Origin of the sequence: Vibrio sp. 10N.222.52.C3 (genome assembly GCF_041474195.1) — a bacterium.
GTDB classification, from domain to species: Bacteria; Pseudomonadota; Gammaproteobacteria; order Enterobacterales; family Vibrionaceae; genus Vibrio; species Vibrio crassostreae_C.
In genome coordinates, this window is record NZ_JBFRTQ010000010.1 from 63,160 (window position 1) to 77,907 (window position 14,748).

Here is a 14,748-nt window from a genome sequence, read left to right on the forward strand (position 1 = left end):
TTATGTTAAGTCGTTTCTTTATTCAAAGGCCTAAGTTCGCCCTTGTTATATCCATAATCTTAACGCTGGCGGGTGCGATTTCTCTCGCTATCTTGCCAGTGGCTGAATATCCAAAAATTAGTCCACCGTCGGTCAGTGTGTCGGCATTCTACACGGGCGCAAGTGCTGAAGTGGTGGAACAGGCGATAGCCGACCCCATAGAAACGTCGGTTAACGGCGTTGAAGATATGATCTACATGTCTTCTAAAAGCGCTAACGATGGTTCATACAACCTTAATGTGACCTTTGATGTTGGTACTGACCCAGATATGGCTCAGGTCAACGTTCAGAACCGAGTTGCTCAAATCGAATCGAAGCTTCCGCAAGAAGTTCGAATGGTGGGTGTCACCGTTAAAAAGCGTTCACCAGACCTTTTGATGGTATTGAACTTCTATTCGCCAAACGGTGAGTACGACGATCAATTCTTGATCAACTACATTAACCTAAACATTAAAGACCAACTGGCTCGTGTGAAGGGCATCAGTGAAGTTAACGTGTTGGGTGGTGGTGAATACGCGATGCGTGTTTGGTTAGATCCTGAGAAAATGGCTAACCTCAATATCACCACTTCAGACGTGAATCGCGCGTTGGCAGAGCAGAACGTTCAAGTTGCTGCAGGCCGTATTGGTGCTGCACCTTATAACAACGCACAAGAAGTACAATTCAACTTGGTAACAAAAGGCCGATTAGAAACAGCTGATGAGTTTGAAAATGTTGTTCTTCGTGCAACTCAAGACGGTTCAACGGTTTACTTAAAAGACATTGCACGTGTTGAGCTTGGTAAAAAATTCTACGACGGTAATGGTAAATACCGTGGTCAAGATGCGTCGATCGTAACGCTGTCACTTCAGTCAGACGCTAATGCGCTGGAAAGTGGCAAAGCTGTGATGGCGATGCTGGACAATCTAAGCAAGAACTTCCCAGAAGGCGTGGCGTATGAAGCAAGTTACGACACTACACTGTTTGTTGCTGAGTCGATCAAAGGGGTAGTAAAGACCTTAATCGAAGCCATCTTGCTGGTTATTGCGGTAACGTACCTGTTCTTGGGTAGTGCGCGTGCAACCTTGATTCCTGTAGTTGCGATTCCGGTATCTTTGATTGGTACGTTTGCCATCATGCAGATGACGGGTTTCACCATCAACACGGTAACCCTGTTTGGTTTGATACTAGCGATTGGTATCGTAGTAGATGATGCGATCTTGGTTATCGAGAACGTTGATACCACAATGGCTAAAGACCCAACCATTTCACCGCGTAAAGCCACGCTTATTGCGATGAAAGAAGTAACGGGGCCGATCATTACGTCGACCTTGGTTCTACTTGCGGTATTCATCCCTGTTGCAATGCTTCCTGGTATTACTGGCATCATGTACCGTCAGTTCGCTCTGACTATCTGTATCGCGGTTGTTATCTCTTCAATTAACGCATTAACGCTATCACCTGCATTGTGTTCACTGGTTCTTAAGCAGGGTGGTGGTAACACGGCGCGTTGGTACCAAGCATTTAACCGTGGTCTAGAGTCTGTTACTAACAAATACGGTCAAGTGGCTGGCTTCTTAGTTAAGAAAGGCGTTCTGCTGTTCACTTTCTTCTTTGTGGCTTTGGCGGCTGTGACTTATTTTGCGAAGACAACGTCTACGGCGTTTGTACCTCAAGAAGATAAAGGCATTTTGCTGGTTAACGTTCAGCTTCCTGACGCGGCATCCTTGTCTCGAACCGAAGAAGTGACTAAGCAGCTGCTTGAAATGGTTGAACAAGAGCCGGGTGTTGATGGCGTAACACTGGTTAACGGCTACGCATTTATGACGGGCGCTTCTGCGTCGAATGGTGCGTCAATGTTCATCAAGCTTCACGATTGGGACATGCGTAATGCACTGGATGGTCAACACTCTGCTCAGGCTATCTCACAGCGTATTAATGGTCGTGCTGCGACTGAACTTCCTCAAGCTGTCGTGTTTGCGATGGGGCCTCCTGCAGTTCCGGGCATGGGGGCCGCGTCTGGTTTCGAGTTTGTACTTGAAGATACGCTAGGCCGAAGCCGTACTGATCTTGCTATGGTGATGAATGACGTGATAGCTGAGGCGAGCAAACAGCCTGAGATTTCACACACATTCAGTACTTTCCGTGCGAACGTACCTCACTACTATGTCGATATTGACCGTGAGAAAGCGCAGCAATTAGGTATTCCGTTGTCGGAAATTTTCCAAACACTACAAGGTAACCTTGGTTCGTTGTACGTGAACGACTTCACCATGTTTGGTAAGAACTTCCGCGTAACCATGCAAGCTGACAGTGAACACCGTAGCAGCATGGACGACCTACAACGATTCCACGTTCGTTCGTCTAATGGCGAGATGATCCCGTTAAGCACATTGGTGACTTACGACCAGATCTTTGAACCAGATGTAGCATGGCGTTACAACATGTACCGCAGTGCCGTGATTCAAGGTCAACCAGCAGAAGGTTACTCAAGTGGTGATGCGATTGCGGCAATGGAACGCGTAGCTGCAGAAGTATTGCCTCAGGGGTATCAGTACGAATGGACAGGCATGGCTTACCAAGAAGTACTAGCAGGTAACCAAGCGATCTTTGCTTTCGCACTGGCTCTGATCTTCATATACCTGTTTATGGTGGCTCAATACGAGAGTTGGACAATTCCGATTGCGATTATCCTCGTGGTACCTGTCGCAACCTTAGGCTCCTTCTTGGCATTGAATCTAACGGGCACTCCGCTGAACCTTTATGCACAAATAGGTTTGGTTCTCTTGATAGCCTTGGCCGCGAAGAACGCAATCTTGATTGTGGAATTCGCAAAGGTTGAGCGTGAAGAGAAAGACGCACCGATTGAAGATGCGGCGGTGAAGGGCGGTACTTTACGTTTCCGTGCTGTGAACATGACGTCTTGGTCGTTCATCTTAGGTATCTTCCCGCTTATCTTCGCTGCGGGCGCAGGTCACGTGAGTCAGAACTCTCTGGGTATTTCACTGATCGGCGGCCTGTTATGTGTATTACTGGCGGGTACGTTCCTAATCCCTGGCTTCTACGCATTCGTGCAACGTAAGCGTGAGAAAGCACACGGTGGTAATACCAAGCTGGTTCCGCTTGATGACGAATAGAGGATTGAGTGTCTTGTAAGATTCGTCTCTTACAAGACCAACCCTCGGAAAACTAATTCCTTGTAAAAACTAAGGTTTAGCATTGCGCTAAGCCTTTTTTTATTCCACTTATGAATAAAAACGCCTTTTATATAAACAAATGTTTGTCATGTGATAGAGCTAACACTCTAATTTGGGTTTTGTAATAAAATGATGTTTTATTGGTAAGTATATGTTTAATATGATTTTAACAAGGTTCAGCTAACGGTTGTATGCTCGAAAACATTTGCACAATAGTGTGAAGTGTTTCAAAATTACGAAGTTATATTGAAATTTTTTGTGCATTGAGGTTCTTATGAAAGTCATTGATTTATTTAAACACCGAGGCGATAGCATGTCTTCGCAACACTCAGAGTTTATGCAATGGATGTCTCCAGCTCTTAGAGATTACTGGGGCGACTTTCTTAATCGTACGCAAAATAGCCATTTCTTTGCGTGGGTTCGTGATCACCACAAACCTGCTGTCAATGAAGATGCACCAGAGATGCCGGTGGAACAGCCGATCGTACTTAAGCCAGAAGCACAACTTGTGTTTGATGAGCTTAATCAACAGATCGGTGAAGTCATCCATACTGGCGACTGGATCAATGTAAGTCAAGACCGTATTAACCAGTTCGGCCTTGTTACTGAAGATATGCAGTGGATTCACACTGAGCCTGAAAAAGCGGAAACAGACTCTCCGTTCAAAACAACCATCGCACATGGTTTTTTAACTTTATCTCTGCTTCCTCGATTGACTGACAGTGTTGACCCTGACAAGTCTCAATTCCCAACAGCGAAGATGGTCGTAAACATTGGTCTTAACCAAGTACGTTTCCCATACCCTGTTAAATCGGGCAGTAATGTTCGTGCTAAAAGTACGCTAACAAAAGTAACGCCAATTAAGAAAGGCCTAGAGATTGAACGCGAAATTCGCGTCGAAATCGAAGGTATTCGTCGTCCTGGCGCTGTGATCGTTTCAGTGATTCAACTTCACTTCTAAACGAACCATATAGATTCCAAAAAAAAGAGAGAGCTTAATGCTCTCTCTTTTTTTTCATAAGATAAAACTCACTCACTCACTTATTTAATGCGAGTGTAGCCGTACTCTTCGATAAGGTCTTGCCCTTGCTTTGACTTCACGAACTTGATGAAGTCTTTGCTCTCGTCAGAAACTGAGTCTGTCTTGTGCAGCAACAAGAATGGGCGAGCCAATTCATAGCTGTGGTTAGCAATGTTCTTAGATGTTGGCTCTACGCCTTCAAATGTAATTGCTTTAATCGAACGGTCGATTGAACCAACAGAGATAAAACCAATCGCGTGTGGGTTATGGTTAACAATCGTTTTAACCATGCTGTTGCTGTTTACAACCAAGTTATTTGGGTTGATGTCAGACACTAGACGGTCATTAATGATCTTCGTTAAACCAAGCAAGCTTTCGAAGCTATAGCGTGAGCCAGAAGACGCTTCGCGAGTGACAACTGCGATAGGCTGATCTGCGCCACCCACAGCTTTCCAGTTCGTGATTTTGCCTTTGTAGATATCGAACAGCTGCTCACGTGTAACGTTGCTTACAGCGTTTGAGCGGTTAGTTACTACAGCTAGGCCGTCAAAGGCAATTGGAAATACCTTCAACTTCTCGTCTTGTTCGCGGTCGGTTAAATAACGCGAGCTCATACCGATGTCAGAGACACCTTTATTAACCATGGTAATACCTGCTGTAGAACCAATGCCCTGAACCGCAATATAGTTATCAGGGTGAGTCTTGTTGTACTCCTCAGCTAATACATCCATCACTCGTGATACTGAAGTGGAGCCCGAAATAGTGGTTTCTTGTGCTAAAGCAGCATGAGAAGACAGGGCTAAGGATAAAAGAGAGGCAAGCGCGACTCGTAACATAAACAACTCCTAGTTAATAACATTTGTCGCATATGATAGGTCGGTTATATGACACTTTTGTGAAATTCCATACTCTCGATGTATAGCTGTTCGCTTGATGAGTCGTAGCTTTCTGGGTTTCCGAAAGCAAGATTCGTTTCTGGGAGCAGGGCAGGTATTTTGATTACGCTTGTTCGCTAAAATGTTTGTTGAGTCCTAAGCTAAGTAGAGGAATTCACTACTTAGAAGTTTCTATGAAGTTACAAGGGGTGTTATGTCCGTCATTCATATCGAGCTGAATCGTCTTTTAATTGGGGCCGAGAGGCTCTGTACATCTCGAAATCGAAGTTTACCTGTCGAGCTAGGCAAATCCCTATATGAAGAGTGTGAGGGTGGTGTGCTGTTTTCTCAGGCGCATTATCTACTCGACTCATCTCACAGTGATTATACAAACGAGATCGTCTGCGTGACTTTTGATGAGTCGCTGTCTTGTTGGTTAGTGATGGTGCCGCTTGAAGGGGATGTCGAAACCGACTCTGTGAATTGGGGGCCGTATCCGTACCTTCCTAAATCGAAGGATCTTGATGCTATTTTGGCGGAAATAGAAAAAGACCCTAAATCGTACTTCTGGTCATAGTCACTCTGTTTTCACGTTTGCTGGTGGCCTGCTCGCAAAGCTGAATCAATGAGTATCAAAACTCAACCACTGAATCCCAAAGCCAAATCATCTCATCCCACACCCAAGTGGCTTAATATTGAAGCCACTTGGTTTACACCAGTTCCCAACTAAGACGTCCACATCAATCTATCGCTTTGTTTCTTTAAACTTGCGGCTTTACGCTCTGCAGTTGTGCTTGTGCCACTAGCGATCGGAAGTCTTTTGGTGTTTTTCCGTGATACGTTTTAAAGGCCGTGCTGAAGTGAGCGGCACTTTTAAAGCCTGACTCATACGCGATTTGAGTGATCGACTTATCCGATGTTCTTAGCTGAGTGGCTGCATGAGCAATACGTTTTATCTTTAATAAGTTTGAGAACGACAGATCTTCAGCCGATAAGCGACGTTTAAGCGTAGCCGGTGACATTCCCATGTAACTGGCGAGCGTATCCAAAGAGATATTGTTTTCAATGTTTTGCTCGATGTAATGAATGACTCTTTGGGTCACGGTTAACCTTGAAGCTCGAGCAATAATAGCCAATAGAGCTGGGTACTGTTCCACCATCAAAGACAGCAAACTTAAGCCTAATTGAGTGAGTGCGTAGTCATTCTGAGAAGAAGAGTTGGCCAGTGACATGATGAGATTTTTCAACTGACAGAGCTCAGTATCCGTTTGATTGAACTTAATGTACTTGTCTGGGATTCGAGCGGACTCTAAATCGCTGAACTGATTAATGAACTTTTGAAAGATAGCCAAATCAAAATCTAAGCAGGTTGCGCTGAATTCGCCATTTTCAGTGTTAACCGTGATGTCTTTAATCTGACCAGAATTGTAAAGGGTGAAATCTCCCGCTTGCAACGAGGCTTGAGTACCATTGGGCAACACAAAAGAAATGCTGCCTTTCGACACTATAAAGATACCGTTTTTAGAGGCAGGATAACGTTCTCGTCTCCTGGGAATGAAGTTTCTGAACTGAGTAACTGTGATTGATGACATAGTGAGCTTCTTTGACGTTGTAAATTGATTGCTTATTGATTGTTTTTTTTAAGTATTGTTTAAGCATGAGACATTTACAAAAAAGGCGCTAATAATTAGCGCCTTTAGAAGTGAACCTTTGAAGCTTTTGACCTTGATAGCTTTGACCTTGATAGCTTTGACCTTGAAAGCCGTAACCTTGAAAGCCGAAACCTTGAAAGCTGTAGCTGTTAACGCCTTTAAGCTTCGGTTTCGTTTGTCGTTTCAGGCTCGCTAGGCAAGTCCGCAAATACTTGAGTAGGTTTTGCTACTAAGTTACGGTTTTCCTGATTAACTTCAGAGAGAACTACTTCTAAAACGTCTCCCAGTTTGTATACCATTTCTTTATCGATAGATACAGTACCCATATCACCGTTGCACTCTATTCTTTCTTTATTATTAAGAATGAGAGATCCAGGGATAAATGCAGCAGCACCATTTTCAAGTAAACGTACACGCATACCTGCACGGTTAATATCGAAAATCTCAGCTTGGAAACGAGTTTCTTCTGCTGGAGCATTGGCTAGAGTGCGAGCATACAACCAATCGCCAACATTACGCTCAGCCATGCCGTGGTGACGGCGGTGCAGGGCAAGTTCATCACCGATAGTTTCATCTGGTGTTTGAATTGGCGCTTTACCTAAGATGTGTGCTTTAAGCATACGGTGGTTAATCATGTCGCCATATTTACGAATTGGAGAAGTCCAAGTTGCGTAAATATCTAATCCCATCGCGTAGTGCGGTGCAGGCTCATTGCTGATCTCGCTATACGCTTGGAATTTACGAATACGGTTGTCGTAGTAGCTGTTATCTAAAGAACCTAACCAACGACGTAGAGTAGCAAAACCTTCTAGAGAAATGATTTGCTCTTCAGTGAACGGCGTTTCCGCTTGCGGGTTTACCAGTTCAAGAACGTCGGAGATTTTCTCAGCCTTGAAACCAGAATGGCAGTTAAACACACCTTGGTTGAAGCTCTCTTTTAGTACTCGGCCCGCACAGATGTTCGCGCTGATCATTGATTCTTCAACCAGCTTGTTTGCGCTACGACGCATGTCAGCGTGGATAGCGACAACATCGTTATCTTCGCTCAGTTCAAAGCGGTAGTCAGGGCGATCTGGGAACACAACAGCGTTTGCTGAGCGCCATGCTGAACGTGCTTGAGCAAATTGGTGAAGATCAGAAACAATTGCAGCAATCTCTTCTGATGGTTGCCATTTCTCTGATGCACCTGTTTCTAGCCAGTCTGATACGTTGTCGTAAGCAAGACGAGCATGAGATTTGATGTTTGCAGCGAAGAAGTTAATGTCATCACCGATAACGCCATCTTTAGATACCGTTACTGTGCAGCAAAGTGCAGGACGAACTTCGTTCTCGATCAGTGAACATAGGTTGTCAGCAAGATCACGAGGCAACATTGGGATGTTGCGACCAGGAAGGTAGATAGTGAAACCGCGCTCGCGTGCCACTTTATCCATCGCATCATCTGGAGAGATGTAAGCCGTTGGATCAGCAATTGCGATAGTCAGTTCAAAATCACCGTTCTCTTTCTTCTTCGCGTAAAGCGCGTCATCCATATCTTTTGTGCTTTCGCCATCGATAGTCACAAAAGGGACGTGCGTCATGTCTACACGTTCAAGATCGGCGTCATCGTTGATTAGCCAGTTGTCGATGCCTTCAGGCTCGCTGTTTGGTAGATCGTTTTGTGCCAGCGTTACCCACCAAGGTGCAATCTTGTCGTCAGCGTCTGTGATTTTCTCAGAGATCTGAGCCAAGAAACCATTGTCACCTTTTAATGGGTGTTGAACGATATGAGCAACAACCCAGTCACCTTCTTTAAGCGTTTCAGGGTTTAGCCCCTTCATTGCTTTCGCTTTAAGTTGCAGTTTTTTGAGCTGCGGGTGATCAGGAACAACGTTCAATCGGCCTTTGAAAAGCTTAACTCGTGCAATAAAGCGAGTAAGACCTTGTTCAACCAATTCCTCAGGCTCTGCTACTTCGCGCTCTTTCTCTGTGCGAATGATGGCAATCACCTTGTCACCGTGCACACATTTCTTCATGTACGGAGGCGGGATAAAGAAGCTTGTTTTGCTATCAACTTCGAGAAAACCAAAACCTTTTTCAGTGGCTTTGATGGTACCTTCCTTTTTAGGGAGGGTTTCTTGGATTTGCTGCTTGAGCTGAGCGAGTAGAGGATTATCTTGAAACATTTTGACTTTTATCTATCGAGGACAATTGAGCACACTATAATCATTGCGAGGCTTGATTACTACTTAAAGGCGAAGTGAGCGTTAATTAATTGCCCTCTTATTTAACTAGGTCAATTTGCTAGGAGATGGGTGCTGTGACGAGATATTCATCAAGTTTTGACGATATGATAACCAGTATTGATGTAAAAGCGAAAAATATGTGATGTATTTCAATTTTTTCTGGATTTTTTTATGCATTTAGGGAATAATCCGCCTCCCTTAGACGTCCCTAATGGCTTGAAGTGTTTTATTACTGCTTCGTAACTCTGAATGGAATCAGTATCTGATTGGATCAGTATTGGAATTGATAGAGCTCCCGGGACCTTTTGTTTACTTATATATAGTGGGATCCCAATGTCCGAATCTGTAATTCAATTTAATGAATTAGCCCTAAACGATAACATTCTTTCAGCTCTTGATAGCATGGGTTTCGTTTCTCCGACTCCAATCCAAGCCGCAGCTATTCCTCTTCTTCTTGAAGGCCGTGACGCACTAGGTAAAGCACAGACTGGTACTGGTAAAACAGCAGCATTCTCTCTGCCTTTACTTAACAAAATCAACCTGAACCAACACAAACCACAAGCAATCATCATGGCTCCTACTCGTGAGCTAGCGATTCAAGTTGCTGCGGAAATCAAAAACCTTGGCCGTGATATCAAAGGTCTTAAAGTTATTGAAATCTACGGTGGTGCTTCAATTGTTGACCAAATGCGTGCTCTAAGCCGCGGTGCTCACATTGTTGTTGGTACTCCAGGTCGTGTTAAAGACTTACTAACTCGTGACCGTCTACACCTAGATGAAGCACACACATTTGTTCTTGATGAAGCAGATGAAATGCTGAAAATGGGCTTCGTAGATGACGTTACTTGGATCCTAGAGCAAGCTCCAGAATCTGCACAACGTGTACTTTTCTCTGCAACTATGCCTCCAATGGTTAAGACTATTGTTGACCGTTACCTACGTAACCCGGCTAAAGTTGACGTTGCTGGTACTAACCACACAGTTGATAAAGTAGCGCAGAACTTCTGGGTTGTTAAAGGCGTAGAAAAAGACGAAGCAATGTCTCGTCTTCTAGAAACCGAAGAAACTGACGCGTCAATCGTATTCGTACGTACTCGTCAAGACACTGAGCGTCTAGCTGATTGGCTATCTGCACGTGGCTTCAAAGCTGCTGCACTGCACGGTGATATTCCTCAGTCTCTACGTGAGCGTACTGTTGATCACATCAAACAAGGTGTTATCGACATCCTAGTTGCAACTGACGTTGTAGCTCGTGGTCTTGATGTTCCACGTATCACTCACGTATTCAACTACGACATCCCATTCGATGTTGAATCTTACATCCACCGTATTGGTCGTACTGGCCGTGCTGGACGTAAAGGTAAAGCGATCCTACTAGTTCGCACTAACCAAATTCGCATGCTTCGCACAATCGAGCGCGTAACTAAGTCTCAAATGGAAGAAATTCAACTTCCTCTACGTGACCAAGTTGCTGCTGCACGTGTTGCTAAGCTTGGCGCTGAACTTGAAACTGAGAAAGAAAGCAAAGCACTAGAAAACTTTGCAGGTCTTATCTCTACTCTTCAAGAGTCTCTAGAAGTTGATGCTGCTACTCTAGCTGCAATGCTTCTTAAGCGTCAGCAAGGTAAGAGCCCACTATTCTACGTTGGCGAAGACCCAATGATCGCTGCTATTGAGCGTGATAAGAACCGTCGCAAAGAGCGTCGTGAAGATCGTGACAATGGCCGTGACGGTGGTGGTCGCAACTTCAATACTCAAGATTGGGATACTTACCAACTACAAGTTGGCCGTGAGCAAGGCGTTCAGGTTAAAGACATCGTTGGCGCACTAGCAAACGAACTTGGCCTAACTAAAGGTTCTATCGGTGCTATCAAGCTAGACCAAGGTTCTACTTACGTTCAACTGCCAAAAGCAATGAACTCTGAAACTGCTGGTAAGCTAAGCAAACTTCGCATTCGTCAAAAAGAAGCTGGCGCTGTAGTTGTTGATTTCAATGACTTCCGTGAGCCTCGTCGTGGCGGCGGTCGTGATGGCAACCGTGGTGGCAACCGTGGCGGTCGTGATGGTGGCGGCTACCGTGGTAACCGTGAAGGCGGCAACCGCGAAGGTGGTAACCGTGAAGGCGGTCGTGGTGGATACCGTGGCAACCGTGATGGTGCTCGCGATGGTAACTCTGCTGGCGGACGTGATGGCGAACGTCGTTTCGACCGTAACCGTGGTGGCGATCACCGTGGTAACTTCCGTGGCGAACGTGGCCATGGTAACGGCAATGGCGGTGGTAACCGTGGTCGTCGTCCAGAGCGCAACGAAGGTTAATCAACCTGTCGCTTAGACGCTTTAGGTCTAGACACTGAATTTAAAAGCCGAGCGTAATGCTCGGCTTTTTTGTGCCTGCTATTTGAACTTAAGCTTTGGTTGGCTCGATATTCGTAGCTAACTTACTTTAATCAAGCTTCGTTCCTGTAACTATGCTTCGTCCATGAAACTAAGCATCGCGCCTAGAACGAATGTTAGTGCCAAAACTTAGCTGTATCGCGTTCTAAGCCTATACCAAAAGAACGTGCTACAAGATGCTGAAACAAAGAGTGAAGGCTATCTAAGCGTCGTTACAGTGCATCTATTCGTAGAGTTGTGCTCGAAGGCAATCAAAATAAGATCAGATCACTATTCTCAACTTCAGTGAGCTTTTTGATGCAAACACTTAGCAATTGAGAAATCGAGCCAAAAGTTATCGGTAATGATAAGCAGACGAAAGGGAAGGGTGGTTGTTTTTCAAGCGGATCACCTGCATTTGTTCGAGTCGCTTTAATTAACTGAATCAAGTTAAAAATAACGTGAGCACTCGTTTGCGTCACCTGTTCATTAATTTTCTTATTCAACTATTTTTTAATTCCGCTCTCGAAATAAATAATTTAATGACCAAGATCAACTTAATTGTGTTCATTTAGTGATTTTTTCAAAACAAAAGTTGAAAGATTCAAAAATTATTGAATAATGGACTTAACTAAAATTGAAGTAAACACTTCATCCAATTCGTACTGAAACAGGATCCATATCCAATGTCTAATTCGTTTGTTCTGGTTATTAACTCGGGTAGTTCATCCCTAAAATTTGCTGTAATCGATTCTGTTTCTGGTGAAGCAGTATTAAGTGGCCTAGGGGAGTGTTTTGGTCTTGAAGATGCTCGTATGAGCTGGAAATTCCAAGGCGAGAAAACTGAAATTGCCATTCAAGGTGAAGATAACCACCACAAAATTGCCATTGGCAAATTGGTTGGCCTGATGGAAGACCTAGGCTTCACGGCTGATATCGTGGCTATCGGTCACCGTATCGTTCACGGCGGTGAGAAGTTCACTCAAACGGTTCGCATTACTGAAGAAGTAACGAACGAAATTGAAAGCCTATCTGACCTAGCTCCACTTCATAACCCAGCAGGTGCTATCGGTATCCGTGCTGCAATTGAAGCTTTCCCTTCTCTACCTCAGTTCGCTGTATTTGATACTGCTTTCCACCAAACAATGCCTCAACGTGCATTCACTGGTGCAATCGCAAAAGAGCTATACACAGACTTCGGCGTACGTCGCTACGGTTTCCACGGCACTAGCCACTACTTCGTTAGCCGTGAAGCTGCGAAGATGGTTAACAAGCCAATCGAAAAATCGAGCTTCATCTCTGTTCACCTAGGTAACGGCGCATCTGTATGTGCTATTAAAGATGGTAACAGTGTTGATACTTCTATGGGCTTCACACCACTTTCAGGCCTAATGATGGGCACACGTTGTGGTGACCTAGACCCAGGCATCATCGAATACCTACTTAAGAAAGGCTGGTCACAAGAGCAAGTATTTAACTCTCTAAACAAGGAGTCTGGCTTCCTTGGCGTGTCTGGTCTTACGAGCGATGCTCGTGGCATCTTAGAAGCAATGGAAGAGGGCCACGAAGGCGCTAAGCTTGCGTTTGAGGTGTTTACTTACCGCGTAGCGAAATACGTTGCTTCTTACCTAGCAACGCTAGATTCTTTAGACGGTATCATCTTCACTGGTGGTATCGGTGAGAACTCTTTACCAATTCGTCGTGAGATCTTAAACAACCTTAAGATTCTAGGTTTCGTTGAAGATGTAGCAGGTAACGAATCTGCTCGCTTTGGTGCTGAAGGGATCATCGCTAAGTCTGAAATGTTAGACGCAGTAGCAATGGTTATCCCAACCAACGAAGAATTCGTGATTGCTCAACAGTCGGTTGAACTGCTGTAATTTTTTCAAAAACAGATAGTTAAAAGCGAGCTTAGTGCTCGCTTTTTTGATCTTATATGTTGGATAGACCATCGCTAAGTGGCCTTATAGCGAGATAGTCAAAACTCATTCTATTGATTTCGGCAAATCATTTTGTAGCTTCAAACTAGTGATGTTAGGGCTGGCTTGTGATGCCCCAAAAACGCCTAGAATTGAACTTGCAAGGTTTCAGATACAAAAAGTAATAGATGCGACGATCTAGCCCCATCGCCCTCAATGAAATTAAGACTATTGCTTGAATGTAGTGCGCCACTGAATCGGCGATACATGAAAAGCCGATTTAAAGTGCTTTCTGAATACACTGTCAGAGCCAAAACCCGCTTGCTCTGCAACTTGAGGTATCGATAGTTTCGTGGTTTCTAATAGACGTTGGCTAAGCACCAAACGTCGGTTTTGCAGCCATTCACCAAATGTACAGCCATAGGTGGATTTAAACTGGCGTGTGAAGGTACGTTTACTCATCGCACAGCGCTCAGCGACTTCATCTAGTGAGTGACACTGATTAAGGCTCTGCTCCACCAGCTCAATCACAAGGCTAATACTTGTCTCTGTAAGAGGTTTTATGTTGACTGGTGCTGGTATGTATTGCTGCTGTCCACCAGTACGAGATGGCGCAGTCACCATCTTACGTGCGAGATCATTCGCAAGCTCACTACCACACAAACGGCGCACTATATGTAGACAACAATCGAGTGAAGCAGCTACTCCAGCAGAGGTAATGATAGTCTCATGTTCAACAAATAGAGGGTTTGGGTCAAAATCCACCTTAGGAAATTGCTCCTGAAATTGTTCGGAAAACGCCCAGTGGCTTGTGGCTCGTTTGCCATCGAGAACGCCAGCACACGCGAGAACATAAGAACCAAGGCAAAGTCCTACCAGCAACTTCCCTTTATCATGATGCTCTATTAACGCCTCTATAAGTCGCTCACTTGGCTCTGGCAGGTCATTTGGCCAGCTTGGAATAATTATAATATCAGCTTCTTGGATAGCACTTAAATCGCTATCTACCACCACACCAAATCCAGAGCTTGTTTCCAATGGCGAGCTTTTTTCGCTACAGATTTTCAAGTCAAACCGAAGCGGCTGATCGAAAAAGATATCTTGAAACACCATACAGGGTACAGAGAGATGAAAAGCACTGATCCCTTCAAAGGCAATCAAAGTGATTTTGACTAACTCGGTTGATTTCTCCATATTTGTCTCGATTTGCGCGAATATTGACTTTCGAGACAGTATGGCAAGATTACCGAAAATAGCATACTAAATCACATAGAGAATATGACTCATGAGTGAATTTAGAGAGGTATTATGAAGATCCATCACCTACGTAGCGCAACTTTTATCATTGAATCTGGCGAAAAATTTATCCTTATTGATCCTATGTTGGGGAAAAAAGGCTCTATGCCTCCGTTTTCAGTCATTAAGGCTAAGGCCGCGAAAAATCCAACGGTTGAGATGCCAAGTAATG

The 14,748-nt window shown here is 44.5% G+C and carries 9 protein-coding genes and 1 pseudogene; 6 read left to right on the forward strand and 4 right to left on the reverse strand.

The window, feature by feature from the left end; translation table 11 throughout:
* Window positions 1-2 precede the first annotated feature (2 nt).
* The gene (locus AB4517_RS01380; RefSeq protein ID WP_372147775.1) at window positions 3-3,155 is read left to right on the forward strand and encodes an efflux RND transporter permease subunit; all 3,153 of its coding nucleotides are present in this window, start codon (window positions 3-5) and stop codon (window positions 3,153-3,155) included.
* 334 nt (window positions 3,156-3,489) lie between these two features.
* A complete protein-coding gene (locus AB4517_RS01385; protein ID WP_017059493.1) occupies window positions 3,490-4,176 on the forward strand; it encodes a MaoC family dehydratase in 687 nt (228 codons plus the stop codon).
* Between the two features lie 80 nt (window positions 4,177-4,256).
* Here the strand turns inward: AB4517_RS01385 and AB4517_RS01390 are convergent, their stop codons facing one another.
* Window positions 4,257-5,072, reverse strand: coding sequence for a phosphate ABC transporter substrate-binding protein (locus AB4517_RS01390; protein WP_017064361.1), 816 nt, complete (start codon window positions 5,070-5,072; stop codon window positions 4,257-4,259).
* A 253-nt stretch (window positions 5,073-5,325) separates the two neighbouring features.
* Here AB4517_RS01390 and AB4517_RS01395 point away from each other — a divergent pair, with 253 nt between their 5' ends.
* A complete protein-coding gene (locus AB4517_RS01395; protein ID WP_017059495.1) occupies window positions 5,326-5,688 on the forward strand; it encodes a DUF3024 domain-containing protein in 363 nt (120 codons plus the stop codon).
* 184 nt (window positions 5,689-5,872) lie between these two features.
* Here AB4517_RS01395 and AB4517_RS01400 read toward each other — a convergent pair whose 3' ends face one another.
* Entirely contained in the window at window positions 5,873-6,703 is an 831-nt protein-coding gene (locus AB4517_RS01400) for a helix-turn-helix domain-containing protein (RefSeq protein ID WP_372147776.1), read from the reverse strand.
* 218 nt (window positions 6,704-6,921) lie between these two features.
* Entirely contained in the window at window positions 6,922-8,928 is a 2,007-nt protein-coding gene (gene rnb, locus AB4517_RS01405; protein ID WP_017059497.1) for an exoribonuclease II, read from the reverse strand.
* 309 nt (window positions 8,929-9,237) lie between these two features.
* Here rnb and AB4517_RS01410 point away from each other — a divergent pair, with 309 nt between their 5' ends.
* Together AB4517_RS01410 and AB4517_RS01415 are read left to right on the forward strand one after the other, a co-directional pair.
* Entirely contained in the window at window positions 9,238-11,304 is a 2,067-nt protein-coding gene (locus AB4517_RS01410) for a DEAD/DEAH box helicase (RefSeq protein WP_372147777.1), read from the forward strand.
* A gap of 743 nt (window positions 11,305-12,047) precedes the next feature.
* Window positions 12,048-13,241 carry an acetate/propionate family kinase gene (locus tag AB4517_RS01415; RefSeq protein ID WP_017064366.1) on the forward strand — a complete coding sequence of 398 codons (1,194 nt, stop codon included), beginning with the start codon at window positions 12,048-12,050 and terminating at the stop codon, window positions 13,239-13,241.
* A 267-nt stretch (window positions 13,242-13,508) separates the two neighbouring features.
* On the opposite strand, the gene AB4517_RS01420 is transcribed toward AB4517_RS01415, so the two are convergent.
* Window positions 13,509-14,474, reverse strand: a complete 966-nt coding sequence (locus AB4517_RS01420; RefSeq protein WP_372147778.1) for a GlxA family transcriptional regulator — start codon at window positions 14,472-14,474, stop codon at window positions 13,509-13,511.
* A 114-nt stretch (window positions 14,475-14,588) separates the two neighbouring features.
* On the opposite strand from AB4517_RS01420, the pseudogene AB4517_RS01425 reads away from it, so the two are divergent.
* Window positions 14,589-14,748: pseudogene (locus tag AB4517_RS01425) on the forward strand (MBL fold metallo-hydrolase); the annotation flags it as partial.

Coding starts and splice junctions, on each gene's coding strand:
- AB4517_RS01380 (WP_372147775.1), top strand. CDS start 3: ATGTTAAGTCGTTTCTTTATTCAAAGGCCTAAGTTCGCCCTTGTTATA.
- AB4517_RS01385 (WP_017059493.1), top strand. CDS start 3,490: ATGAAAGTCATTGATTTATTTAAACACCGAGGCGATAGCATGTCTTCG.
- AB4517_RS01390 (WP_017064361.1), bottom strand. CDS start 5,072: ATGTTACGAGTCGCGCTTGCCTCTCTTTTATCCTTAGCCCTGTCTTCT.
- AB4517_RS01395 (WP_017059495.1), top strand. CDS start 5,326: ATGTCCGTCATTCATATCGAGCTGAATCGTCTTTTAATTGGGGCCGAG.
- AB4517_RS01400 (WP_372147776.1), bottom strand. CDS start 6,703: ATGTCATCAATCACAGTTACTCAGTTCAGAAACTTCATTCCCAGGAGA.
- rnb (WP_017059497.1), bottom strand. CDS start 8,928: ATGTTTCAAGATAATCCTCTACTCGCTCAGCTCAAGCAGCAAATCCAA.
- AB4517_RS01410 (WP_372147777.1), top strand. CDS start 9,238: ATGGAATCAGTATCTGATTGGATCAGTATTGGAATTGATAGAGCTCCC.
- AB4517_RS01415 (WP_017064366.1), top strand. CDS start 12,048: ATGTCTAATTCGTTTGTTCTGGTTATTAACTCGGGTAGTTCATCCCTA.
- AB4517_RS01420 (WP_372147778.1), bottom strand. CDS start 14,474: ATGGAGAAATCAACCGAGTTAGTCAAAATCACTTTGATTGCCTTTGAA.